Source organism: Comamonas squillarum (assembly GCF_025309455.1).
In the GTDB taxonomy this organism is placed as follows: Bacteria; Pseudomonadota; Gammaproteobacteria; order Burkholderiales; family Burkholderiaceae_C; genus Comamonas; species Comamonas squillarum.
The window spans coordinates 3,222,720-3,244,812 of record NZ_CP104377.1 but is presented as its reverse complement, the minus strand read 5'-3'; the positions used below and the strand labels follow the sequence as shown (position 1 = coordinate 3,244,812).

22 protein-coding genes are annotated in these 22,093 nt (G+C 65.1%); 16 read left to right on the top strand and 6 right to left on the bottom strand.

Annotation, left to right across the window (positions count from 1 at the left end; genetic code table 11):
• Positions 1–106: 106 nt before the first annotated feature.
• From serA to N4T19_RS15065, 6 genes are all read left to right on the top strand, one after another.
• Positions 107–1,336 carry a phosphoglycerate dehydrogenase gene (gene serA / locus N4T19_RS15090; protein WP_116926783.1) on the top strand — a complete coding sequence of 410 codons (1,230 nt, stop codon included), beginning with the start codon at positions 107–109 and terminating at the stop codon, positions 1,334–1,336.
• A 193-nt stretch (positions 1,337–1,529) separates the two neighbouring features.
• Positions 1,530–2,486, top strand: a complete 957-nt coding sequence (locus N4T19_RS15085) for a TauD/TfdA dioxygenase family protein (RefSeq protein WP_116926784.1) — start codon at positions 1,530–1,532, stop codon at positions 2,484–2,486.
• Between the two features lie 109 nt (positions 2,487–2,595).
• Positions 2,596–3,960 carry an ABC transporter substrate-binding protein gene (locus N4T19_RS15080; RefSeq protein WP_232539472.1) on the top strand — a complete coding sequence of 455 codons (1,365 nt, stop codon included), beginning with the start codon at positions 2,596–2,598 and terminating at the stop codon, positions 3,958–3,960.
• 19 nt (positions 3,961–3,979) lie between these two features.
• Positions 3,980–4,987 carry a carbohydrate ABC transporter permease gene (locus N4T19_RS15075; protein WP_260718446.1) on the top strand — a complete coding sequence of 336 codons (1,008 nt, stop codon included), beginning with the start codon at positions 3,980–3,982 and terminating at the stop codon, positions 4,985–4,987.
• Positions 4,977–5,843 (top strand): carbohydrate ABC transporter permease, encoded by an 867-nt coding sequence (locus N4T19_RS15070; protein ID WP_260718445.1) that lies wholly within the window; start codon positions 4,977–4,979, stop codon positions 5,841–5,843. The genes N4T19_RS15075 and N4T19_RS15070 overlap by 11 nt, the downstream gene beginning before the upstream one ends.
• 1 nt (position 5,844) lies before the next feature.
• Positions 5,845–6,936: an ABC transporter ATP-binding protein gene (locus tag N4T19_RS15065; RefSeq protein ID WP_260718444.1), complete on the top strand. Its 1,092-nt coding sequence runs from the start codon at positions 5,845–5,847 to the stop codon at positions 6,934–6,936.
• A gap of 63 nt (positions 6,937–6,999) precedes the next feature.
• Here the strand turns inward: N4T19_RS15065 and N4T19_RS15060 are convergent, their stop codons facing one another.
• The gene (locus N4T19_RS15060) at positions 7,000–7,554 is read right to left on the bottom strand and encodes a nitroreductase family protein (protein WP_182344045.1); all 555 of its coding nucleotides are present in this window, start codon (positions 7,552–7,554) and stop codon (positions 7,000–7,002) included.
• Positions 7,555–7,612: 58 nt separating this feature from the next.
• The gene (locus N4T19_RS15055) at positions 7,613–8,071 is read right to left on the bottom strand and encodes a PaaI family thioesterase (RefSeq protein ID WP_116926789.1); all 459 of its coding nucleotides are present in this window, start codon (positions 8,069–8,071) and stop codon (positions 7,613–7,615) included.
• Positions 8,072–8,232: 161 nt separating this feature from the next.
• Here N4T19_RS15055 and N4T19_RS15050 point away from each other — a divergent pair, with 161 nt between their 5' ends.
• The 6 genes from N4T19_RS15050 (at position 8,233) to N4T19_RS15025 (ending at position 12,668) form a co-directional block, all read left to right on the top strand.
• A complete protein-coding gene (locus N4T19_RS15050; protein WP_260718443.1) occupies positions 8,233–9,618 on the top strand; it encodes a hypothetical protein in 1,386 nt (461 codons plus the stop codon).
• Positions 9,615–10,805, top strand: coding sequence for a hypothetical protein (locus tag N4T19_RS15045; RefSeq protein WP_260718442.1), 1,191 nt, complete (start codon positions 9,615–9,617; stop codon positions 10,803–10,805). Before N4T19_RS15050 ends, N4T19_RS15045 begins: the two co-directional genes overlap by 4 nt.
• Positions 10,806–11,078: 273 nt before the next feature.
• Positions 11,079–11,207: a transcription initiation factor TFIID subunit D10 gene (locus tag N4T19_RS15040; protein WP_116926792.1), complete on the top strand. Its 129-nt coding sequence runs from the start codon at positions 11,079–11,081 to the stop codon at positions 11,205–11,207.
• 41 nt (positions 11,208–11,248) lie between these two features.
• Complete coding sequence (locus tag N4T19_RS15035; RefSeq protein ID WP_260718441.1) at positions 11,249–11,407, top strand: hypothetical protein; 159 nt, start codon at positions 11,249–11,251, stop codon at positions 11,405–11,407.
• A gap of 107 nt (positions 11,408–11,514) precedes the next feature.
• Positions 11,515–12,297 carry a hypothetical protein gene (locus N4T19_RS15030; protein ID WP_260718440.1) on the top strand — a complete coding sequence of 261 codons (783 nt, stop codon included), beginning with the start codon at positions 11,515–11,517 and terminating at the stop codon, positions 12,295–12,297.
• A 218-nt stretch (positions 12,298–12,515) separates the two neighbouring features.
• Positions 12,516–12,668 (top strand): transcription initiation factor TFIID subunit D10, encoded by a 153-nt coding sequence (locus N4T19_RS15025; protein WP_116926794.1) that lies wholly within the window; start codon positions 12,516–12,518, stop codon positions 12,666–12,668.
• Positions 12,669–12,803: 135 nt separating this feature from the next.
• Here N4T19_RS15025 and gatB read toward each other — a convergent pair whose 3' ends face one another.
• The 3 genes from gatB to gatC all read right to left on the bottom strand — a co-directional run bounded on the left by gatB (position 12,804) and on the right by gatC (position 16,195).
• Positions 12,804–14,258: an Asp-tRNA(Asn)/Glu-tRNA(Gln) amidotransferase subunit GatB gene (gatB, locus tag N4T19_RS15020; RefSeq protein WP_116926795.1), complete on the bottom strand. Its 1,455-nt coding sequence runs from the start codon at positions 14,256–14,258 to the stop codon at positions 12,804–12,806.
• Between the two features lie 20 nt (positions 14,259–14,278).
• Positions 14,279–15,754, bottom strand: a complete 1,476-nt coding sequence (gene gatA / locus N4T19_RS15015; protein ID WP_182344038.1) for an Asp-tRNA(Asn)/Glu-tRNA(Gln) amidotransferase subunit GatA — start codon at positions 15,752–15,754, stop codon at positions 14,279–14,281.
• 141 nt (positions 15,755–15,895) lie between these two features.
• Positions 15,896–16,195: an Asp-tRNA(Asn)/Glu-tRNA(Gln) amidotransferase subunit GatC gene (gene gatC / locus N4T19_RS15010; RefSeq protein WP_116926797.1), complete on the bottom strand. Its 300-nt coding sequence runs from the start codon at positions 16,193–16,195 to the stop codon at positions 15,896–15,898.
• Positions 16,196–16,407: 212 nt separating this feature from the next.
• On the opposite strand from gatC, the gene N4T19_RS15005 reads away from it, so the two are divergent.
• From N4T19_RS15005 to mrdA, 4 genes are all read left to right on the top strand, one after another.
• Positions 16,408–17,454, top strand: a complete 1,047-nt coding sequence (locus tag N4T19_RS15005) for a rod shape-determining protein (protein ID WP_021026802.1) — start codon at positions 16,408–16,410, stop codon at positions 17,452–17,454.
• A gap of 288 nt (positions 17,455–17,742) precedes the next feature.
• Entirely contained in the window at positions 17,743–18,684 is a 942-nt protein-coding gene (mreC, locus tag N4T19_RS15000; protein ID WP_260718439.1) for a rod shape-determining protein MreC, read from the top strand.
• Between the two features lie 37 nt (positions 18,685–18,721).
• Entirely contained in the window at positions 18,722–19,240 is a 519-nt protein-coding gene (gene mreD / locus N4T19_RS14995) for a rod shape-determining protein MreD (protein ID WP_116926799.1), read from the top strand.
• A 21-nt stretch (positions 19,241–19,261) separates the two neighbouring features.
• Positions 19,262–21,214, top strand: a complete 1,953-nt coding sequence (gene mrdA / locus N4T19_RS14990; RefSeq protein WP_116926800.1) for a penicillin-binding protein 2 — start codon at positions 19,262–19,264, stop codon at positions 21,212–21,214.
• A gap of 30 nt (positions 21,215–21,244) precedes the next feature.
• Here the strand turns inward: mrdA and N4T19_RS14985 are convergent, their stop codons facing one another.
• Positions 21,245–22,003: a sulfite exporter TauE/SafE family protein gene (locus tag N4T19_RS14985; RefSeq protein ID WP_260718438.1), complete on the bottom strand. Its 759-nt coding sequence runs from the start codon at positions 22,001–22,003 to the stop codon at positions 21,245–21,247.
• Between the last annotated feature and the right edge of the window lie 90 nt (positions 22,004–22,093).

Sequence of the window (22,093 nt, the reverse complement as noted above, 5' to 3'; positions counted from 1 at the left end):
ACGTAATGGCAAAGGTTCTGCGCCATGATCGACCCGGGTCTGCTAGCTGCCGATCGCAGCCTGGTGGGCAGACCGCAGTCGTTTGTGAAAGAGAAAGCGCGCATTCATGACCAAAACATCGCTGGATAAATCGAAGATCAAGTTCTTGCTGCTCGAGGGCATCCACCCTTCTGCGCTCAAGGTGTTGCAGGCGGCAGGCTATACCCAGGTCGAGGCGCTGACCGGTGCCTTGGAGGGCGAAGAGCTCAAGCGCAAGATTGCCGACGTGCACTTTGTCGGCATCCGCTCGCGCACGCAGCTGACGGCCGATGTGTTTGCTGCGGCCAACAAGCTGGTGGCAGTGGGCTGTTTTTGCATCGGCACCAACCAGGTCGATCTGAATGCGGCGCGCGAGCGCGGTATTGCGGTGTTCAATGCGCCCTTCTCCAACACACGCTCTGTCGCGGAGCTGGTGCTGGCCGAGGCCATCTTGCTGCTGCGCGGCATCCCCGAGAAGAACGCGGTATCGCACCGGGGCGGCTGGAAGAAAAGCGCCGACAACTCCTTCGAGATCCGTGGCAAGACCTTGGGCATCGTCGGCTACGGCTCGATCGGCACGCAATTGTCGGTGCTTGCCGAAGGCCTGGGCATGAAGGTCGTGTTCCATGATGTGGTCACCAAGCTGCCGCTGGGCAATGCGCACCAGGCGGCCAACCTCAACGCGCTGCTGGCGCAGTCCGACATCGTGACCCTGCACGTTCCCGAGTTGGCCTCGACCCACAACATGATTGGCGCGGCCCAGATCGCGGCGATGAAGCCTGGCAGCATTTTGATCAATGCCTCGCGCGGCACCGTGGTGGACCTCGACGTGCTGGCCCAGGCGCTGCAAGCCAAGAAGCTGCTGGGCGCGGCCATCGACGTGTTCCCGGTCGAGCCCAAGAGCAACAAGGACGAGTTCCAGTCGCCGCTGCGCGGCATGGACAACGTGATCCTGACCCCGCACATCGGCGGCTCGACGATGGAAGCCCAGGCCAATATCGGCCTGGAAGTGGCAGAAAAGCTGGTCAAGTACAGCGACAACGGCACCACCACCTCGGCGGTCAACTTCCCCGAAGTGGCCCTGCCCGAGCACCCTGGCAAGAACCGTATCCTGCACGTGCACGAGAACCGCCCAGGCATCCTGTCGGCCATCAACCAGGTGCTGGCCGACAACGGCATCAACATCGCCGGCCAGTACCTGCGCACCGATGAAAAGGTGGGCTATGTGGTGATCGATATCGACCAGGAATCGTCGGCCCTGGCGCTGGAGAAGCTGGCCCAGATCGCCGGCACGATCCGCTGCCGCGTGCTGTTCTGATGCCGCGCCCACCATACGGCGAACCAGCGGCGCCGATGCGGTAGATGGCTTTAGACACCGAAGAAAGAGGCTTATGCCTCTTTTTTCTTAGCTGCTGTTGGCATATCGATGCATGAAATGCGTCGTTGTGGTGGCGCACCCCGCTGCCTAGCATGAAGGCTTCAACCCGATTGCCAGACCACGAGGAGCGCCCATGAATGCCATCACCAATGTTCGCCACCTGAGCCCAGCGGCCGATGCCGCTGCAGCTACGGCCCTGCACGTCGAGCCCCTGGCGGGCCGCATCGGCGCGGTGGTGCATGGGGTGTCGCTGTCGGGTGCATTGGAACCGGCGCTGTTTGCCCAGATCAAGGCAGCGCTGCTGCAGCACCGGGTGATTTTCTTCCGGGGCCAGCAGCACCTCGATGACGCCGGCCACCAGGCCTTTGGCCGTTTGTTTGGTGAGATCGAGGCCCACCCTACCGTGCCCGCGCCCGATGGCACGGCCTTTCTGGAGCTCAACTCGCAGCACGGCGGCCGGGCCGATTCCTGGCACACCGATGTGACCTTCAAGGCGGTCTTCCCCAAGGTCTGTGTGCTGCGCGCCGTGACCTTGCCCGGCCATGGTGGCGACACCGTCTGGGCCAATACCGTGGCCGCCTATGAAGGCCTGCCCGCGCCGCTGCAGCAGCTCGCCGAGCAGCTCTGGGCCGTGCATGGCAATGACTACGACTATGCGGAGAACTTCCGCCAGAACACAGCCGCCAGCCAGACCGAGACGCAGGGCCGGGCGAGCTACCGCAAGGTCTTCACCAGCAAGACCATCGAGTCCGAGCAGCCCTTGGTGCATGTGCATGCCGAGACGGGCGAGAAGGCGCTGCTGCTGGGCCACTTTGCCAAGCGCATCAAGGGCCTGCGCAGCAACGAGTCTGCCGCCTTGCTGCAGCTCTTCCATGAGCGCATCGTGCGGCTGGAAAACACCGTGCGCTGGCACTGGCAGCCGGGCGATGTTGCCATCTGGGACAACCGCGCCACCCAGCACTACGCCATCAATGACTATGCCGATGCCCACCGCGTGATGCGGCGCGTGACGGTCACCGGCGACGTGGCGACCTCGGTCGATGGCCGCACCAGCGTCGACCTGACCGTGCGCGAGCCGGCAGCGGCCTGAGCAGCCTGAGCGGCGGCCAGGCGCACCGGCTGGGCGCAGCGCCCTCCCCAACAGCAACACACTGATCGCAGATGGCGATGGCCGCCTGCGCGCACCACAGAGAGTTTCCATGACCCGAACCACCTACCACTACGAAGGCGGCCTGCTGGTGCCGCGCCGCAAGCTGCTGGCCTCTGCGCTGGCGGCCGGCGCCGGCAGCGTGCTGGGCTTTCCGGCACTGGCGCTGGACAGCAAGCCGCTCAAGGGCGTAACGCTCAATACCTCGCTGTACAGCTCGCCGTATTCCAAGCTGCTGCGGCCCTGGATTCCCGAGTTCGAGGAGGCCACGGGCGCCAAAGTCAATTTCGACACGCCCGGCTTTCCGGTCTACAACCAGCGCGCTGACCTGGAGCTGTCCACCAAGGGGGCGGCCTTTGATGCGGTCAATGTCACCTTCATCTATTCGAGCCGCTGGATCAATTCGGGCTGGCTGACGCCGCTCGATGGCTATATCAACGACCCCAACAAGACGCCGGCGAGCTTTGACATCCGCGACTTTCTCGAAGGCGCGCTGGCGCCCGAGCGCGGCCGCGATGGCCAGCTCTACGGCATCCCCTGGCAGGCCGAGGTCACGATTGCGGCGGCCTCGCGCTTTGATGTGCTCCAGCAGTCGGGCCTGGCCTTTCCCGATACGACAGACGCCTGGCTGCAAGCGGCCAAGCTGCTCAACCGCAAGGAGCGCGCGGCCGGCTTTGTCACCGACAACCACTATGGCTGGACCTTCATCCCGTTCCTGCAGGCCTTTGGCGGCGATGTGTTCCGCAAGGCGCCCGATGACCTGTTCCCCACCTTGGACAGCCCCGAGGCGATAGCGGCGGCCGACTACTTTGCCCGCCTGCTGCGCGAGTACGGGCCCGACGGTGTGGTCTCCTACACCTCGGACCAGGCCGTGCAGTCGCTCAAGGCCGGGCGCAGCCATTTGAGCGTGCAAGGCCAGATCAACCTCTCGCAGCTGGCCGATAAGTCCAGTAGCAAGGTGGCGGCATCGGCGGCCTGGGGCCAGGTGCCCAAGGGTGTGGCCGGGCGCTTTCCGGGCACGGCCATCCATGGCTGGGGCATTCCGGTGGGCAGCAAGAACAAGGATGCCGCCTGGCAGTTCATCCGCTGGGCCACGTCCAAGGAAACCTTGCAGCGCGCCGTGGCTGCAGGTTACGGCTCGCCCACGCGGCGCTCGGACATTGACTCGGCCGCTTACCGTGAGCGCCAGCGCGTCAACGGCTATGACATCGCGTCGCTGGTGACATCGTCGGTGGAGCTGTCGGCCAAGCAAGGCCATATGAAATACCGCACCGTGGCTGCCTACCCGCAGGTGGACCAGCAGATCAACAAGGCCATTGAGCTGATCGTGACCGGCCAGCGCACGCCTGAGCAGGCGATGAAGCAGGCGCAGACCGCGTCGATTGCCGAGCTGCGCCGCGCCGGCGTCTCGGTCTGAGTGGCGAGGGAGCGCGCCCATGCCGCCCACTGCATCTCTCGCGCCGCAGGCGCTCGACACCGGACCCGCGCGCCCGCTGCCCAGCCAGGCGCGCGGCAAGCCCGCTGCGGCTGCAGCGTCGCGCAACTGGCAGCGCAACTGGCAGCGCGAATCGGCGCGGGCCTATGGCCTGGGCCTGGCACCCGCACTGGTAGTGCTGGCCGCCATCACCTTGCTGCCGCTGGTCACGCTGGTGGTGGTGAGCCTCACGCCGCTGAGCCTGACCGACCCGGCAGCGACCTTCCATTTTGAGCAGCCCGCCGGCAACTATGCGCAGCTGCTGCAGGACCAGCGCTTTGTCGATTCGCTCTGGGTGCAGGCCAAGCTCTCGTCGGTCAGTGTGCTGCTGCAGCTGATCGTCGGCCTGGGCCTGGCCTTGCTGCTGCACAGCAGCAGCCGCGTGGTGGCGGGCCTGCGCACGTTCTTTCTGATCCCGATGGTGCTGCCGCCGATTGTGGTGGCCCTGGTCTGGAAGATCATCTACACGCCCGACATCAGCCCGATGCATGCGCTGCTCGAGCAGTGGGGCTGGCCGCTGCGCTCGCTGATCGCCAACCCCGACACCGCGCTGTGGGCCATTGTGGCCGCCGATGTCTGGCAGTGGTTCCCGTTCACGATGCTGATGGTGCTGGCCCAGCTGCAGATGGTGCCGCGCGACCCGGTCGATGCTGCCCGCATCGATGGCGCCAACCGCTGGCAGGTGTTTGTTTACATCGTGCTGCCCTATCTGCAGCGCACCCTGGTGGTCTGCGCGCTGTTTCGCCTGATCGACAGCTTCAAGGCCTTTCCGCTCTTGTATGTGCTGACCAATGGCGGGCCGGGCACCGTGACCGAGGTCACCAATTTCTACGGCTTTATCCAGGCCTTCAACTTCTCGTACTGGGGCTACGGCAGCGCCATTGCGGTGGTGATGCTGGCCATCATCTTTGTGCTGAGCGCACTGGTCAGCCGCCTGGGCCGGGCCAAGGGAGATGCCCATGCACGCTGAGACCTGGCACCACGCAGCACCTGCGCTGCCCGTATGGCAACGCGCCGTGCAAGGCGCGCAGCGCCATCTGCGCAGCACCGCTGCCGTGGTGGTGCTGATGGTGGTGCTGCTGCCTTTTTTGTGGATGGTGCAGATGGCCTTTCGCCCGGCGGGCGATGCGCTGTCGCTGGATCTTGTCTTCAGCCCCACGTTGGAGGCCTTTGCGGGCCTGTGGCAGGACAACTTTGCACGCTCCTTTGGCAACAGCTTGCTGGTGAGTGTGCTGTCCACCGGGCTGTCGCTGCTCTTGGGGGTGCCCGCTGCCTATGCGCTGTCGCGCTGGCGCTTCAAGCAGCGGCGCCAGGTGGCGCTGTGGGTGCTGTGCACACGCATGGCGCCGCCCATTGCGTTCACGATTCCGTTCTTTCTGGCATTTCGCTGGCTGGGCCTGCTCGATTCCGTCTGGGGCCTGGTGCTGGTCTACCTGACCTTCAACCTGGCCATCGTGATCTGGATGATGCAGGGCTTTTTTGAGGCCATTCCCACGGCGCTCGAAGAGGCGGCCTGGATGGACGGCTGCAGCATCTGGTCGGCCTTCTGGCATGTGACCTTGCCGCTGACCCGGCCGGGCCTGGTGGCCACCGCCGTGCTGTGCTTCATCTTTTCGTGGAGCGACTTTTTCTTCGCACTGATTCTGACCCGCACGCAGGCGGTGACGGCGCCGGTGGCCATTGTCAATTTTCTGCAGTACGACGGCTGGGAGTGGACCAAGATTGCAGCGGCCGGCACCCTGGTGATGCTGCCGGTGCTGCTGTTCACGGTGCTGGTGCGCAAATACCTCGTTCACGGCCTCACCGCCGGTGGCGTTAAGGACTGACATGGCTTCGATTGCATTGAGACAGCTGCGCAAGCATTTTGAGGGGCACGATGTGCTCAAGGGTATTTCGCTCGATATCGCCGAGGGCGAGTTTGTGGCGCTGGTCGGCCCATCTGGCTGCGGTAAATCCACCTTGCTGCGCATGCTCGCCGGGCTCGAAGAGGTCAGCAGCGGCCAGATCGTGCTGGGTGGCCAGCTCATCAACGATGTGCCGCCGCGCGAGCGCAATATTGCGATGGTGTTCCAGAACTATGCGCTCTACCCGCATATGACGGTGGCCGAGAACCTGGGCTTTGCGCTCAAGCTGCAGCGCCAGGCGCCCGCAGCCATTGCGCAGCGCGTGCAGCAGGTGGCCGAGATTCTGGGCCTGGAGCCGCTGCTGGCCCGCCTGCCTGCCCAGCTGTCGGGCGGCCAGCGCCAGCGTGTGGCCATGGGCCGCGCCATTGTGCGCGAGCCACTGGCCTTTTTGTTTGACGAGCCGCTGTCCAACCTGGATGCCAAGCTGCGCGTGCAGATGCGCACCGAGATCAAGGCCTTGCACCAGCGCCTGCGCACCACCACGGTCTATGTGACGCATGACCAGATCGAGGCCATGACCATGGCCGACCGCATCGTGGTGATGCGCGACGGCCTGATCGAGCAGGTGGGCACGCCGCTGGAGCTGTACGACCGGCCACGCAATGCCTTTGTCGCGCAGTTCATTGGCTCGCCCTCGATGAACCTGATTGCCGCCCGCAGCCAGCCAGCGCAGGACGGCTGGCAGCTGGTGACCGACGATGGCCTGCGCCTGCCGCTGCTGCCCGGCCTGCAGGCCCAGGGCGAGCGTGCGCTGTGGCTGGGCGTGCGGCCCGAACATGTGCAGCTGGAAGTGGCGCCCCTGAGCGGTGTCGCCACCAGCGCTGCGACCGTCGAGGTGGTGGAGCCCACCGGCGCCGAAACCCAGGTGATCAGCCGCTTTGGCCAGCAGCCACTCATTTCGACCGTCAAGGAACGCCTGGCGCTGGCGCCCGGCCAGGCGCTGCATTGGCACACGGCGCCGCAGCACTGGCATGTGTTTGACCGGCAAAGTGGCGAGCGCCTCAACGTCGCTTAATACCAAGTACCTCATGCACAAAGGCTTCCAGTCGGGAGCCTTTGCGTTGCTGGGTGCGGGTGTTTAAGCCAGGGGGCCTGCGGTCAAGATTTCCGACAGCGCCTTGCGCGGCGAGGGCGTCTCGCGCTCGGCCAGGTCGGCGGGCAGGCTGGACTTGTCGCCGCGCTCGCCAATGGCGACCAGGCATTCGACCTGCCAGTTGTCGCCGAGCTTGAGCACGGCGCGTGCGGCATCGCGCTCGATGCCGCCCATGGCGTGGGTGGCCAGGCCCATCGCATGGGCTTGCAGGGCCAGGTAGCCCCAGGCGCAACCGGTGTCAAAGCTGGGCGCGGGAGACTCGTCCTTGTTCGACAGCACCACCAGCAAGGCGCCGGCGTTCAGGCACCAGCGGCGGTTGAACTCGTTGGGAATGGTGGAAAACGCCTGCCAGTTGGCATCGCCGTTGATCGAATAGGCAAAGTGCCAGGGCTGCTTGTTGCTGGCCGAAGGGGCCCAGCGTGCGCCTTCCACAATGGTCTCGATGTCCTTGTGCGTCAGCGCCTTGCCCGAGAAGGCGCGGGGCGAGAAACGGTCCAGAAACTGGGGATGGATGGCATGGGTGGATTGGCGCGTCGTCATGGTCAAAAAGTGAGCAATAAGACCGCCAGCATGCCATATCTGCCGGTTTTTTGCAGGCTTAGATTTTTTGTTTATCGACCAGCTTGAAGGTGCCGGTGGCCAGGCCCAACAGGTTGCCGGCATCGTCATGCAGCTCGCCGCGCACAAAGGACAGGCTCTTGCCGCGCTTTTCGCAAACGGCCGTGCAGACCACATCGCCACTGCCCGGCGCAATGTAATGAATGGTCAGGTCCACGGTGATGACGCCATAGCGCAACGGATCATGCGCGCGAGCTGCGCAGGACAGGCCCACATCGAGCAAGGTGGCGATGGCGCCGCCATGCATGTCGCCCCGGCTGTTGGTGTATTGCTTCTGGTAGGGCATGCGCACCCGGGCGCGCTCATTGCCGATCGCCTCGCCCTTGAGCAAGAAGGCCTCGGCCATGGCCATGCCGAGGCCGAAGATCTGGTTGGCGGGCTCATCCACGGTGTAGGCGGGGATGTCGTTGGCAACAGCGGGGGATGCAGTGGTGGTCATGGGGCAGGGCGCAGCAGGTTCAAAACCTTGGATGTTAGCGGCTGGGCCGCCAAGCCGCGCCGCATGGCTGACACCTGGGAGTCGCCGCCCCAGCGGCACCCAGCTTCGTTTGCAAAGCGGCTGCCTCCGCTTCTGTGCCCTCGGTTTATCATCGCTGGCTTATGCCCGCCTGGCCCCCATCGTCCTCTCTGTCATCCCCGTATTGCCCGCGCTGCGGCGCAGCGAACTGCCGCAGCGCAGGTGCGCGCGACCGCTTTGCCTGCCTGCAGTGCGGCGCGCAGTTCCGGCTGGAGCAGCTGCAGGGCCAGTCCTTCGCGGCTGGTCAGGCCGCGCCAGGGGCGCCAAACGGGGCGCGGTTGCGCCAGCACCTGCCCTGGCTGGCGGTGGCGGTGGCCATGCTGGTGTCCATCCCCTGGTGGCTGCCCCGGCTGCAACCCGGGCTCCAGCTGAAGCTGCCCACTGCCTGGCAAGACAAGGCACCGCAGCTGGCACTGGGCCGCAGCGAGGCGACGACGCTGATCGAGCGCAACGGCCAGCGCCTGCTCGTGCAGCTGTTTGAAAACCGCGAGCAGGGCGATGTGGTCTACCGCGTGCTGGTCCGTGATGCGGCCACCGGCGCCAGCCTGGGCGAGCCCCAGCGCATGGCCATGCCCTGGGCCGGCAGCTCCGGGCGGGCCGAGCTGCAGTTTTTCTCGGACGGCCAGCTCTACCTATTTTTGCGGGAACGCGGCTTTTGGCGGCTGGATCTGGCGAGCCTGCGCTTTGTCGATCTGCTGCCCCAGCTCAGTGAGAAATTTGCCGCGCAGCTGGGCGAGGGCATCGTGGGCGTAGCGCCCAAGGGCCGCGACCGGCCCGACAGCCTGGAGGTCACCAGCCGCAGCGGCAGCAAATACCTGGTGTACTGGCTGATCGGCCAGATCTGGCCGGCGGCCGACAGCAGCAGCCTCTACGAAAAGGCCCAGGCCGGCTACCGCCAGGAGATCGCCTTCTACCGCTATGAATCGCTGCCCCGCCCGACCGGCGAGGAGAACCGCGCCGTGCTGGTGCAGTCCTGGTGGCGGCACGAGCCCGGCCAGCCCGCCTACTTTGGCTATTACGACCTGCAGCCCAGCGACAGCCGCGAGGTGCAGACATCGCCGCGCAGCTATGTGGCCATTGGCGATGGCTTCTCGACCCGCCCCTATGCCACCAAGGACCGGGGCCTGCTGCGCATCAAGGTGGTGCAGCCGGCGGTGCCGCGCTTCCATGCCGATGTGATGGCCGAGAACGCGCGCCGCCTGCTGCTGGCCTACAACCCCACGCCGCTGCGGCAGGAGGGGCGCGTGATCCAGCTGCTGGACAAGGCCAGCGAGCAGGTGGTGTGGAGCCGCACCATCGACCAGTTGCCCGCACTGGGCCAGCGCGAAGGCGGCATGTATGTCACCGGCCAGGCCGTCAGCGCCGGCTTTTTGCTGCTCAACGACATGCGCCAGCCCGCGCTGCTGATTGGCGATGACGGCGAGGTGCTGCAGGACTTTGGGGCTGCGGCCGCAGGAGCTGCGCAGTGAGCATTCCTCGGCGTTTTTATCTTCCGATGGGCCTGGGCTTTCTGTTCTTTTTTGTGCTGCCGCTGCTGGTGCCCGCGACGGTCAAGCTGCTGCAATCGGGTGCAGACAAGGCCGAGGAGCTGGGCGATGTGGCCGCCTCGGCCATCTACCAAGGGGAGGACGGCAGCCTGCGCATGCTGCGGGTGATGAAGCACAGCACCGCGCAGGACGATGTGTTTGTGCTGCTGGACAACGACCTGCAGGCCAAGCAGCTGCTGGGCGAGCCCCAGCGCATTGTGCTGCCGCGCGCCCAGCTGCGCCAGCCGGCGCGCTTGCGCAGCGAGGCCCATGGCCAGCTGTCGCTGCTGCTCAATGACCGGCACTGGTGGCTGCGCGAGCCGGCGCAGACCGCGTTTGCGCCGATGGATGCCGCGCTGCGCCAGCGCTTTGCGGCCGAGCTGGGCACAGGCGTGTCCAAATATGCGTTTGGCGAGCTGCGCGAGCCGGGCCTCTTGGATGTGACCAGCAATACCGGCGACCGCTATGCGCTGTACTGGGCCAGTGGCGAGCTCTACCCCTGGGCCGAGCGGCTGCAGCGCTGGCAGCAGCGCCCCTGGGCACAGTACCCGCAGACGGCCTCGCGCATCGACTATGCCGACTTTGACACCGACGTGGCCCAGTACGGCATGCCGATGATCTTGCTGCAGTTTGCGCAAAAAGTTAGGCCAGGCGAGTTTGAGCGCTGGCCACGGCTGAGCGTGCACTCCAGCGCCGACAAGCAGGTGCGCGCCGCCCCCAAGCTCTACCAGCCGGTCAGCGATGGTTTTGTCGTCAGCCGCCAGGCGCTGCGCGACGCGGGCATTACCCAGATTGCCGCGGTGGCCAGCGTACCGGTGCAGTTCAGAGGCGAGGTGCTGGCCCGCAATGCGGACCGGGTGCTGATGCGCTACGACGAGACCCCTACCACCGCCGCCGAGGTGGTGCTGCAGATCGTCGATGCGCACAGCCTGCAAGTGGTGTGGCGCAAGTCCACGCGCGAGATGCCGCAGTTGCTGTTTGACGGCGAGCACCTGGCGGCCCAGGCCTGGCCCGGCGGTTTTTACCTGAGCACCGGCTTGAACCTGCCAGCCCTGGTGATCGACAACGAGGGCCAGACCTTGGTCGACTTTCAGCCCCAAAAGCGCCTCGAGCAACCCAGCGAGGACTGAGGCCTAAGAACCTGTTCAAAGGCAAGCACACGCGGCCCGGGCGGCCCATTGTCAACGTGGATAGTGGACGATAAAAGTGCAGGGCCATCCGATAGTTATTGGCTGGCCTACAGCGCTGTTTTGTAAAGAAATTTTGCAAATCCGCCGGCCTGTTTACGTAAAGCCAAACGAATCTCCAAAACTCCTACAGCCAGCGCCACCCTGCAGCGGCACCATGTCCTTACGGCAGGCGTTTGTCCCTGCCGCCAACCTGACACTGAAGGAGTAAACGCCATGAACCAGCAGAACCACCAACAGTCCGGACAGCACCCTGCCCAGAAAAAGGAGCAGCAGCAACAGCAGCAATCCCCGAAGCAGCAGCAACCGGGCCAGCAGGACCGCAAGCAGTCCTCGCAGAAGTAGGCTGCGACAGCGCGGCCCACGAAGACCACACGGAGCACCCCATGCAACAACTGCCATTGCCGATGACCAAGCAGCAGCCTTGGCCGCTGCAACAGGGCCAGCCGTTGCGCGAGGCCAAGTACTCGCAGCAGCAGTGCAAGTGCAACCGGCGCCAACTGGGCACCGAGCCCAGGACGCCGGACAACGCACAGATGTGCTGATCTTCTGAACCCTGCGCCAAAGCCCGCACGATGCGGGCTTTTTTGTGGGCGCGGCAGGGCATGCGCGGCGATACTGGCGCTTTCCATCCCCCAGCCAGCAGACCTCCATGAACACCGGATTCTTCGCGCAGCCCAGCCCGCCGTACCCCCGCACCAACTACAGCTTTGCCTACCAATGGATCGAAGAAGTTGGCAGCCTGACCGCCTTGCTGGCGCATGTCGAAGCGCTGCGCGCCGCAGCCCCCGCGCACCGCTATCTGTGCACCTTGGACGATATCCAGCAGGGCAGCTACACCAGCGGCCATGCCAGCCAGGATGACCGGCTCTACCTGGCCAGCCCGCCGGATATGGACTGGGACGACCCAGTGCAGGAGGCGGCCTGGGATCTGCAGGCGCTGCAGCACCGCGCGCGCCAGCTGCGCCAGGGCCCGCAACGCTGGGCCGATGTCTGCGGCAGCCTGGCGGTAAGCGCCAGCGATCTCGACGCACTGCTGGCCGCGAATCGCGCGCCTGATCTGCTGCTCGATGACGTCGTCTATATCCAGCGCCTGCCGTTGGCCCAAGGCGATCCGCTGATTGCTGGCCAACCCAATGGCTATTTCAGCGCAGACTGGGACAGCTTTCAAAACCACGCCATCCACCAGCATCTGGCCGAGCAGCATGGCTACCAGCTGTTGGCCATGGGCGCCGCCTGGATGGCACTGGCTCGCGTGCAGCCGCCCGGTGCCGTGCAGGCCCAGGCGCTGGTGGAGGATTTGCGGGCGCTGTATGCCACGGGTGATGAGGCGCTGCTGGCCCATGCGGGCTGGCAAGCCTTGCCAGCGCTGCTGCAAACCCAGCGCATCCTGGTGATGGGCTATACCGAAGATATGGCCGACCGCTGGGAGTAAAGCCTCGCTTGTATTTCTGTGAAGGACGGAAAAGGAATGTAGGCGGCCCTGCGTTGCTTACCGCCTGGAATGCACCAAGCGGCTTTGCAAAATGTGCACCGAGAAACGTCTCGATGCAGGCGGCGCGTCAATTCCTACACCGGCCGTTCGGCTGCAGCGCGACCATAGAGCCATGGCAGGGCATGTCGCCCGGTCATCATCTTGAAGGAGCTAACGCTATGAATCAGCCAAACAGCCAACGCAATCCCAACCAGGTGAACCAGCAGCAATCGGGCCAGAAGCCCGGCTCGCCCAAAGAGCAGCAACACCAGCAGCAGTCGCCGCAGCACAAGCAGCCTGGTCAGCAAGACCGCTCCCAGCAGCAGCGCTGAAGGCCGCGTTGGCCTGAGCAACTGGTAGTCGCCAACGCGCGATAACCAGGAGGGTCAGCCAGGGTGCATGCCTGGCAAGCCCGTAAAAAAGCCTCCATTGCTGGAGGCTTCTTGCTGTCAGCGGTGGCGGGGAGATCAGGCCAGCTTGGCCTTCAGCAACTCATTGACCTGGCCCGGGTTGGCCTTGCCCTTGGAAGCCTTCATCACCTGGCCGACCAGTGCGTTGAAGGCCTTGTCCTTGCCGGCCTTGTACTGCTCGACATTGCCGGGGTTGGCGGCGATCACCTCGTCGATGATGGCTTCGAGCGCGCCGGTGTCGTTGGATTGCTTCAAGTCCTTGGCGTCGATGACAGCGTCGACGTCGGTGCCTTCGCCGCTCCACAGCGCTTCAAACACCTGCTTGGCGCTGTTGTTGCTGATGACATTGCCGTGGATGCGGTCGATCAAGGTGCCCAGCTGCGCGGCGCTGACCTTGACCTGGTCCATGCCGATCTCTTCCATGTTCAGGCGGCGCGAGATCTCACCCATCACCCAGTTGCTGGCCAGCTTGGGCTGACCGCTGGCCTTGGCAGCGGCTTCAAAGTAGTCGGCCATGGCCTGGCTTTGGGTCAGGGTGGTGGCGTCGTACTCGGGCAGGCCGTAGTCGGCCACAAAGCGGTCGGCGCGCTGGCGCGGCAGCTCGGGCATCTCGGCCTTGACGGCCTGCACCCAGCTGTCGGCGACCACCAGCGGCGGCAGGTCCGGATCGGGGAAGTAGCGGTAATCGGCCGCGTCTTCCTTGGTGCGCATGGCACGGGTCTCGCCGGTGTCGGGGTTGAACAGCACGGTGGCCTGCTGGATCGCGCGGCCATCTTCGATCTCTTCGATCTGCCAGCGGATTTCGTAATCGATGGCGATCTGCATGTTCTTGAACGAGTTCAGGTTCTTGATCTCGCGGCGGGTGCCCAGCGGCTGGCCGGGCTTGCGCACGGACACGTTGGCATCGCAGCGGAACGAGCCTTCCTGCATATTGCCGTCGCAGATGCCGATCCAGGTGACGATCTTGTGCAGTTCCTTGGCGTAGGCCACGGCCTCGGCGGTGCTGCCCATGTCGGGCTCGGTGACGATCTCCAGCAGCGGCGTGCCGGCGCGGTTCAGGTCAATACCCGATTGGCCGATGAACTCGTCGTGCACCGATTTGCCCGCGTCTTCTTCGAGGTGGGCGCGCACCAGGCGCACGGTCTTTTTCTGGTCGCCGACAAAGAAGCTCACCTCACCGCCTTGCACCACCGGGATCTCGAACTGCGAGATCTGGTAGCCCTTGGGCAGGTCGGGGTAGAAGTAGTTCTTGCGTGCAAAGATGCTGACGGGCGCAATCGTGCTGCCCAGCGCCAGGCCGAGCTTGATGGCGCATTCGACGGCCTTCTTGTTCATCACCGGCAGGGTGCCGGGCAGGGCCAGGTCTACGGCGCAGGCCTGGGTGTTGGGCTCGGCGCCAAAGGCGGTGCTGGCGCGGCTGAAGATCTTGCTGTTGGCGGCCAGCTGGGTGTGGGTTTCAAAGCCAATCACCACTTCGTAGCCGTTGATGAGCTTGATGCTTGTTTCGGTCATGTTCTGTTTTCCTCCCTGCGTTACTTCGCGATGCCGGTGGGCTGGCGCAGGTGGTGGTCGGTGGCTTGCTGCAGCTGGTGGGCGGCGTTCAGGAGCTTGGCTTCACCAAAATAGTTGCCGATCAGCTGCAGCCCCACGGGCATGCCGCCTTCGCCAAAGCCGGCGGGAACGCTCAGGCCAGGCAGGCCGGCCAGCGACGCGGGCAGCGTGTAGATGTCGGCCAGGTAGTTGGCAAGCGGGTCGCTCTTGCCGCCCAGTGCCCAGGCCACGGTGGGCGCAGCGGGGCCGGCAATCAGGTCGCAGTCCTGGAAGGCGGTCTGGAAGTCGTCGGCAATCATGCGGCGGATCTTTTGCGCCTGCAGGTAGTAGGCGTCGTAGTAGCCGTGCGAGAGCACATAGGCACCGGTCATGATGCGGCGCTTGACCTCGTCGCCAAAGCCTTCGGCGCGGGTCTTCTTGTACATGTCCACCAGGTCGCTGTAGTCCTTGGCGCGGTGGCCAAACTTCACGCCATCAAAGCGCGAGAGGTTGGACGAGGCCTCGGCCGGGGCGATGATGTAGTAGACGGGGATGGACAGCTCGGTGCGCGGCAGGCTGATGGGCACCAGCTTGGCGCCCAGCTTTTCGTACTCCTTCAAAGCCCCATCGACGGCGGCGCGCACATCGCTGCTCAGGCCATCGCCAAAGAACTCGGCGGGCACGCCAATGCGCAGGCCGGCCAGCGAGTCGTTGAGGTGCAGCGTGAAGTCTTCGGCCGGGTGGTCCAGGCTCGTGGAGTCTCGGTCCAGGTCGGGGCCGCACATTTCGCTCAGCAGCAGCGCGCAGTCTTCGGCGGTGCGCGCCATCGGGCCGGCCTGGTCCAGGCTGGAGGCGAAGGCGATCATGCCGTAGCGGCTGGCGCGCCCATAGGTGGGCTTGATGCCGGTGATGCCGCAGAACGACGCAGGCTGGCGGATCGAGCCGCCGGTATCGCTGCCGGTCGCCGCAGGCGCCAGGCGCGCGGCCACCGCTGCTGCCGAGCCGCCGGACGAGCCGCCGGGAACCCGGCTGGTGTCCCAGGGGTTGCGCACCGGGCTGATGGCGCTGTTCTCGTTGGCCGAGCCCATGGCGAACTCGTCCATGTTCAGCTTGCCCAGCGTGACCGCGCCAGCAGCTGCCAGCTTGGTCACCATGGTGGCGTCAAACGGCGACTGGTAGCCGGCCAGCATCTTGCTGCCCGCAGTGGTCGGGAAGTCCTGGGTGACGAACAGGTCCTTGTGGCCCATCGGCACACCGGCGAGCTTGCCGGCCGTGCCCGCTGCAATGGCGGCATCGGCAGCGCGGGCCTGGGCCAGCGTCACGTCTTCATTGATGTGGATGTAGGCACCCAGATCCTGGTGGGTCTTGGCGCGGGCCAGAAAGTGCTGGGCGGCCTCGACGGAGGACACTTCGCGGCTTTTGAGCTTGGCAGCCAGCTGGGCCACGCTCAAGTCATGCAATTCGGTAGGGATGCTCATGCAAATCTCGCGATCTTGGCGATCTCGGTGAATGGGAAGGGGCGCGGGGCGCCGGTCTCAGGGGCGGGCTGCAAGCCTGGGCTGCCACCCCGGCCGGGGGCCGGTGTTTGCCCGGCCCGCCAGGCCTGAAGATGCTGTGAATTACTCAATCACCTTGGGCACCAGGAAATAGCCTTTTTCCACGGCAGGGGCACTGCGCTGGTTGGCCTCCCGGTTATTGGGTTCGCTGATGACGTCATCGCGCAGGCGCAGGCTGATTTCCTGGATCGCGGCCACGGGGTGTGACAGGGGCATGACACCGGAGGTATCCACAGCCTGCATCTTCTCCACAATGCCGAAAAAGTTATTCATCTGCGAGAGCATGCGCTCACTCTCGGAGCCGGATAATTCGAGCCGCGCCAGGTTGGCGATGCGGGCAATGTCATCTTTTGTCAGGGCCATAGATAGTCGTATGTAAACCAGTCGTAAAAAAACGGGGCCGGAAAGCGTTGCCCTGTAAGTTATTCACAGGGGATGGGGTATTATCCCGTCTTTGACGCAATAACGCGGCAACGTCGGTCATTGCGCATCAAAAACCCTTCTGTCATCTCACCACACACCAATGAAGGGCGATGGAGCGCCGAAGCGCGTTCCATGCCCTAGAGGAAACTTGCATGTTCGGAGCGTTCCGTCGCTACTTTTCCACCGACCTGGCCATCGACCTGGGCACGGCCAACACCTTGATTTTTGCACGCGACAAAGGGATTGTGCTCGATGAGCCCTCCGTGGTTGCGATTCGCCATGAAGGTGGCACCCATGGCCGCAAGGTCATCCAGGCCGTAGGCCGCGAAGCCAAGGCCATGCTGGGCAAGGTGCCCGGCAATATCGAAGCCATCCGCCCGATGAAGGACGGTGTGATTGCCGACTTCCTGATCACCGAGCAGATGATCAAGCAGTTCATCAAGATGGTGCACCCCCGCACCTTGCTCTCGCCCAGCCCGCGCATCATCATCTGCGTGCCCTGCGGCTCGACCCAGGTCGAGCGCCGCGCGATCAAGGATGCTGCGCTCAAGGCTGGTGCCACCCAGGTGGAGCTGATCGAAGAGCCGATGGCTGCTGGTATCGGCGCCGGCCTGCCGGTGTCCGAGGCCTCGGGCTCGATGGTGGTCGACATTGGTGGCGGTACCACCGAAGTGGGCGTGATCTCGCTGGGCGGCATGGTCTACAAGGGCAGTGTCCGCGTGGGCGGTGACAAATTCGACGAATCCATCATCAACTACATCCGCCGCAACTACGGCATGATGATCGGCGAGCCCACGGCCGAGCTGATCAAGAAGAGCATTGGTTCGGCGTTCCCGGGCTCCGAAGTCAAGGAAATCGAAGTCAAGGGCCGCAACCTCTCCGAAGGCGTGCCGCGCAGCTTCACCATCAGCTCCAACGAGGTGCTGGAAGCCCTGACCGAGCCGCTGAACCAAATCGTCTCTGCCGTGAAGAACGCGCTGGAGCAAACGCCGCCCGAGCTGGGGGCCGATATTGCCGACCGCGGCATGATGCTGACCGGTGGCGGCGCCTTGCTGCGCGACCTGGACCGCCTGCTGGCCGAGGAAACCGGTCTGCCGGTGCTGGTGGCCGAGGAGCCACTGACCTGCGTGGTGCGCGGCTGCGGTATCGCCCTCGATACGCTCGACCGCAAGGGCGTGACCATCTTCACCAGCGAATAACCCGGGCGCCCTCCGCGCGGATACGCAATAATGGCGAGCGTCAGCGACTATGCAACCCATAGCCCGCTGCCGGCCCGCCATTGCGTTTTGTGGCCCGCTTGCCACTGGCAGTGTGCACAAGGTCTGGCTGATGGGCCCGCCGCCGCCATGCGCCCGCTTCTGCTTTTTCGCTTTTCTCTGATGTCCCTGCTCATGTCCCTTGTCCACCGTGCTGACCGCCGAGCGGCGGGGCGGCACGCGCCCGGACCAGGCGCAGCGCGCAGGGCCCGGTTCTGCTGAGGCCACCGCATGGCACGCAACGTCTTCTCCGGCGGTATACCGACCTTCCGACCCCAGGGGCCCAGCGCCAATGTGCGCCTGGCGCTGTGCGTGGCGCTGGCCGTGTTCCTGATGGTGGCCGACGTTCGCTTCAAGCTCACCGAGCCGCTGCGCAAGGTCGTCGCCACGGTGCTGTTCCCGATGCAGTGGGTGATGCTGCAGCCGGTGTTGCTGGCCCAGGGCGGCGCCAGGTATTTTGAAGACCTGCACACCGCGCAGGCAGCGGCCATAGTGGCCGAGAAAAACGCCATCGCGCTGACGCATCGCGCCAACCTGGTCGAGACCCTGGACCACGAGAACCAGCGCCTGCGCCAGCTGCTCAACCTGGTGCCCCGCCTCAAGACCGAGGGGCGCGCTGCCCAGGTGGTGTACGAGACGGCGGACGCCTTCAACCGCCGCGTCGTGATCGACAAGGGCGAGGTCGCCGGCATTGCGCGCGGCTCGCCGGTGATGGACGAGATGGGCGTGCTCGGCCAGGTGACCCGGGTGTTTCCGATGTCGGCCGAGGTGACCTTGCTCACCGACCGGGAGCAGGCCATCCCCGTGCTCAACCCGCGCACCGGCGCGCGGGCCGTGGCCTATGGCGACCCGACCAATGCCTATGGCGGCGGCATGGAGCTGCGCTTCATGCCCAGCAATGCCGATATCCAGGAAGGCGATCTGCTCACCACCAGCGGTGTGGATGGCGTCTATGCGCCGGGCCTGCCGGTGGCGCGCATCGTCAAGATCGAGCGCCGTGCCGATTCGCCTTTCTCGCGCGTTTACTGCGAGCCGCTGGCGCAGATGTTCGGCACGCAGTTTGTGATGGTGATCAACCCGCTGCCCGAAGACGCGCTGCCTCCGCGCCCGCCGGTGGAGACCAAGACCCAGGAAGGCCCGGCCTCCACCCCCCGCAAGGGCAAGCGCGGATGATGCCCGCTACGATGAACCCCACACCAGGAATGCAGCCATGATCATGCCGCGTGGGCAGCCCTTGCTGCTCCCTGTCCCCCCGGGCTTTATTGCGCTGACCCTGGTGCTGGGGCTGATGATCAATATGCTGCCGCTGGGCCGCGCGCTGTGGCTGCCTGATGTGCTGCTGCTGGTGCTGGTGTACTGGGGCGTGCACGAGCCCGGCAAGATCGGCATGGGCTGGGCCTTTGTGCTGGGCCTGTGCATGGATGTGCACCAGTCGTCCCTGCTGGGTTTGCATGCGCTGGTGTATTCGGCCGTGCTGTATGGCGTGGCGCTGCTGCGCCAGCGCATCACCTGGCTGAGCGTGATGGCCCAGGCGGTGCAGGTGATGCCGCTGTTCCTCGCGTCCGACGTGGTGCTGATGCTGCTGCGCATGTTGCTGCGCGGCAGTTTTCCGGGCTGGGGCTTTTTGACGCCCGGCCTGTGGTGCGTGGTGCTGTGGCCGCTGGTGAGCTGGCTGCTGCAGCTGCCCCAGCGCCAGCCGCCCGACGATGACGAAAACCGCCCTTTGTAAGCGGGGGCGTTTGCGCAGACCATGACCGAGATCCAGAATTCAGACCGCGCCTTCAGCCGCTTTCGGCTGCGGGTGATCGTCATCGGTCTGGTGGTGGTGCTGTGCTTTGGCATTCTGCTCTCGCGCCTGTATGTGCTGCAGGTCGAACGCCATGATGACCTGCTGGCACAGGCCGAGAGCAACCGCACGGCGGTGGTGCCCATCGTGCCCAACCGTGGCCAGATCTATGACCGCAATGGCGTGCTGCTGGCCACCAACTACTCGGCCTACACGCTGGAGATCACGCCCTACAAGGTCGGTGATGTGGAAGAGACCATCGATGCGCTGTCCCAGCTGATCGAGATCACGCCGCGCGACCGGCGCCGCTTCAAGCGCCTGCGCGAGGATTCGCGCAATTTCGACTCGCTGCCGATCCGCTCGCGCCTGACCGACCAGGAAGTGGCCAAGTTCGCCGCCCAGCGCTACCGTTTTCCCGGCGTGGATGTGAAGGCGCGGCTGTTTCGCTCCTACCCGATGGGCGAGACCGGTGCCCACCTGATCGGCTATATCGGCCGCATCAACCAGCGCGAGAAGGAGCGCATCGACGACTCCGACGAAGCGGCCAACTACCGGGGCACCGAGTACATCGGCAAGACCGGTGTCGAAGCCAGCTACGAAAAGGAGCTGCATGGCCACACCGGCGTGGAGCGCATGGAGACCTCGGCCGGCGGCCATGCGGTGCGCAAGCTCGACAGCTCCCCGGCCACCCCCGGCGAGAGCGTCGTGCTGTCGGTGGACATCAAGCTGCAGAAGATGGTCGAAGACCTGTATGGCGACCGCCGGGGCGTGGCCGTGGCGATCGACCCGCGCAGTGGCGAGCTGCTGGCCATGGTCAGCAAGCCCACGTACGACCCCAATATCTTTGTCGAAGGCATTGACCAGGAAAGCTGGAAGGCGCTGAACGAATCCATCGACCGCCCCTTGCTCAACCGCGCGATGCGCGGCACCTACCCCACCGGCTCCACCTACAAGCCCTTCATGGGCCTGGCAGGGCTGGAGACGGGCAAGCGCACGCCCTCGACCATCATCCAGGACGGCGGAAGCTGGACCTTTGGCGGCCACACCTTCCGCTCCGGCCATGCGCTGGGCCCGGTCGATCTGAACCGCGCGATCCAGCACTCGAGCAATGTCTACTTCTACACGCTGGCCAATGAGATGGGGGTCGATGCGATCCATGATTTCATGAAGCCGCTGGGCTTTGGCCAGATCACCGGCATCGACCTGCCCGGTGAAGTGCGCGGCGTGCTGCCCAGCACCACCTGGAAGCGCGACACCTACAAACGCCCCGAGCAAAAGCGCTGGTATGCGGGCGAGACCATTTCGCTGGGCATTGGCCAGGGCTACAACAACTTCACCATCTTGCAGCTGACCCATGCGTTGGCCACGATCCTGGACAATGGCAACAGCCGGGTGCCGCATGTGGGCCGTTCGCTGATCGACCCGGTCACCGGCGAGCGCCGCCCCATCGAGCAGCCCCCACCCGTGAACCTGGGTTACAAGCAAAGCAATATCGAGGCCGTCAAGCGCGGCATGGTGTCGGTGGTGACGGGCGGCACCGGGCGCGGCTCCTTTGGCACGGCCCGCTACACGGCCGGTGGCAAGACCGGCACGGCCCAGGCCATCAGCATCGGCCAGAAGGAAAAGTACAACGCCGCGCGCCTGGCCGAGCGCCAGCGCGACCATGCGCTGTACATCGCCTTTGCACCGGCCGATGACCCCAAGATCGCTGTCGGCGTGATTGTCGAGAATGCGGGTTTTGGTGCCGGCTCGGCCGCGCCGATTGCCCGCCGCATCATGGACTACTGGCTGCTGGGCGAGTACCCCAGCGAGGCCGACATGGCCGCAATGCAGCGAGGTGAAGGCCGCGCGCCAATGGGCACGCCGCGCAGGGTCGAAGATATCCAGCTCAAGCCGGCCGCCGAGCCGGGGCAATAACGAGGCAGCCTTCGCGCTGAGTGCCGGTTTCTAGCGCAAGAACGCGTCGTAGCCGGTCTTGAGGATCAGTGCCGCCACGACGACGATGAACATGCCGCGCACAAAGCCCGAGCCTTTTTTCAAGGCCATCCAGGTGCCCAGCATGCTGCCCAGGATGTTGGCTGCGGCCAGCGGAATCGCAAAGTGCCACCAGACATGGCCCTTGGCGGTGAACAGGATCAGCGCCGCGATATTGGTGGCGATGTTGAGGATCTTGGCGCTGGCCGAGGCATTCAGGAAGTCATAGCCCAGCCAGCGCACCATCAGGAAGACGAAGAAGCTGCCGGTGCCCGGGCCAAAGAAGCCGTCGTAGAAGCCGATGGTGGCCCCAATGGCCGAGGCCACCCAGGCTTCGGCGCGGCCGCTGTAGCGCGGCGCATGGGTCTGGCCCAGCTGCTTTTTGTACAAGGTGTAGGCCAGCACGGCAATCAGGATGACCGGCAAGGCCTTGCGCAGCATGCTGGGGTCGACCACGGTGACCGCCCAGGCCCCCAGCAGCGAGGCGACAAACCCTGCGCCTGCAGCCGGTGCAATGGCGGCCCAGCGCATGTCCACCCGCTTGGCGTACTGGCGCGCCGAGATCAAGGTGCCCCAGACGCCGGCGCTCTTGTTGGTGCCCAGCAAGGTGGCCGGCGGCGCAGAGGGGAAAGCGCCAAACAGCGCGGGCACCAAAATGAGGCCGCCACCACCGACGACCGCATCCACAAAGCCCGCGAACATCGACGCGAAGGTAACGAAGATCCATTCCATGGGGCGAGATTGTCGCATCGCCGCGTGGGGTGCAGCACCGTACCAGAGCCGCTAAATGCAGCGCTGCCAGCGGAACAGAAGGGGCGGTGG

What these genes read in the sequence shown, in the direction of transcription:
- serA (WP_116926783.1), top strand. Translation starts at nt 107, where the DNA reads ATGACCAAAACATCGCTGGATAAATCGAAGATCAAGTTCTTGCTGCTC.
- N4T19_RS15085 (WP_116926784.1), top strand. Translation starts at nt 1,530, where the DNA reads ATGAATGCCATCACCAATGTTCGCCACCTGAGCCCAGCGGCCGATGCC.
- N4T19_RS15080 (WP_232539472.1), top strand. Translation starts at nt 2,596, where the DNA reads ATGACCCGAACCACCTACCACTACGAAGGCGGCCTGCTGGTGCCGCGC.
- N4T19_RS15075 (WP_260718446.1), top strand. Translation starts at nt 3,980, where the DNA reads ATGCCGCCCACTGCATCTCTCGCGCCGCAGGCGCTCGACACCGGACCC.
- N4T19_RS15070 (WP_260718445.1), top strand. Translation starts at nt 4,977, where the DNA reads ATGCACGCTGAGACCTGGCACCACGCAGCACCTGCGCTGCCCGTATGG.
- N4T19_RS15065 (WP_260718444.1), top strand. Translation starts at nt 5,845, where the DNA reads ATGGCTTCGATTGCATTGAGACAGCTGCGCAAGCATTTTGAGGGGCAC.
- N4T19_RS15060 (WP_182344045.1), bottom strand. Translation starts at nt 7,554, where the DNA reads ATGACGACGCGCCAATCCACCCATGCCATCCATCCCCAGTTTCTGGAC.
- N4T19_RS15055 (WP_116926789.1), bottom strand. Translation starts at nt 8,071, where the DNA reads ATGACCACCACTGCATCCCCCGCTGTTGCCAACGACATCCCCGCCTAC.
- N4T19_RS15050 (WP_260718443.1), top strand. Translation starts at nt 8,233, where the DNA reads ATGCCCGCCTGGCCCCCATCGTCCTCTCTGTCATCCCCGTATTGCCCG.
- N4T19_RS15040 (WP_116926792.1), top strand. Translation starts at nt 11,079, where the DNA reads ATGAACCAGCAGAACCACCAACAGTCCGGACAGCACCCTGCCCAGAAA.
- N4T19_RS15035 (WP_260718441.1), top strand. Translation starts at nt 11,249, where the DNA reads ATGCAACAACTGCCATTGCCGATGACCAAGCAGCAGCCTTGGCCGCTG.
- N4T19_RS15030 (WP_260718440.1), top strand. Translation starts at nt 11,515, where the DNA reads ATGAACACCGGATTCTTCGCGCAGCCCAGCCCGCCGTACCCCCGCACC.
- N4T19_RS15025 (WP_116926794.1), top strand. Translation starts at nt 12,516, where the DNA reads ATGAATCAGCCAAACAGCCAACGCAATCCCAACCAGGTGAACCAGCAG.
- gatB (WP_116926795.1), bottom strand. Translation starts at nt 14,258, where the DNA reads ATGACCGAAACAAGCATCAAGCTCATCAACGGCTACGAAGTGGTGATT.
- gatA (WP_182344038.1), bottom strand. Translation starts at nt 15,754, where the DNA reads ATGAGCATCCCTACCGAATTGCATGACTTGAGCGTGGCCCAGCTGGCT.
- gatC (WP_116926797.1), bottom strand. Translation starts at nt 16,195, where the DNA reads ATGGCCCTGACAAAAGATGACATTGCCCGCATCGCCAACCTGGCGCGG.
- N4T19_RS15005 (WP_021026802.1), top strand. Translation starts at nt 16,408, where the DNA reads ATGTTCGGAGCGTTCCGTCGCTACTTTTCCACCGACCTGGCCATCGAC.
- mreC (WP_260718439.1), top strand. Translation starts at nt 17,743, where the DNA reads ATGGCACGCAACGTCTTCTCCGGCGGTATACCGACCTTCCGACCCCAG.
- mreD (WP_116926799.1), top strand. Translation starts at nt 18,722, where the DNA reads ATGATCATGCCGCGTGGGCAGCCCTTGCTGCTCCCTGTCCCCCCGGGC.
- mrdA (WP_116926800.1), top strand. Translation starts at nt 19,262, where the DNA reads ATGACCGAGATCCAGAATTCAGACCGCGCCTTCAGCCGCTTTCGGCTG.
- N4T19_RS14985 (WP_260718438.1), bottom strand. Translation starts at nt 22,003, where the DNA reads ATGGAATGGATCTTCGTTACCTTCGCGTCGATGTTCGCGGGCTTTGTG.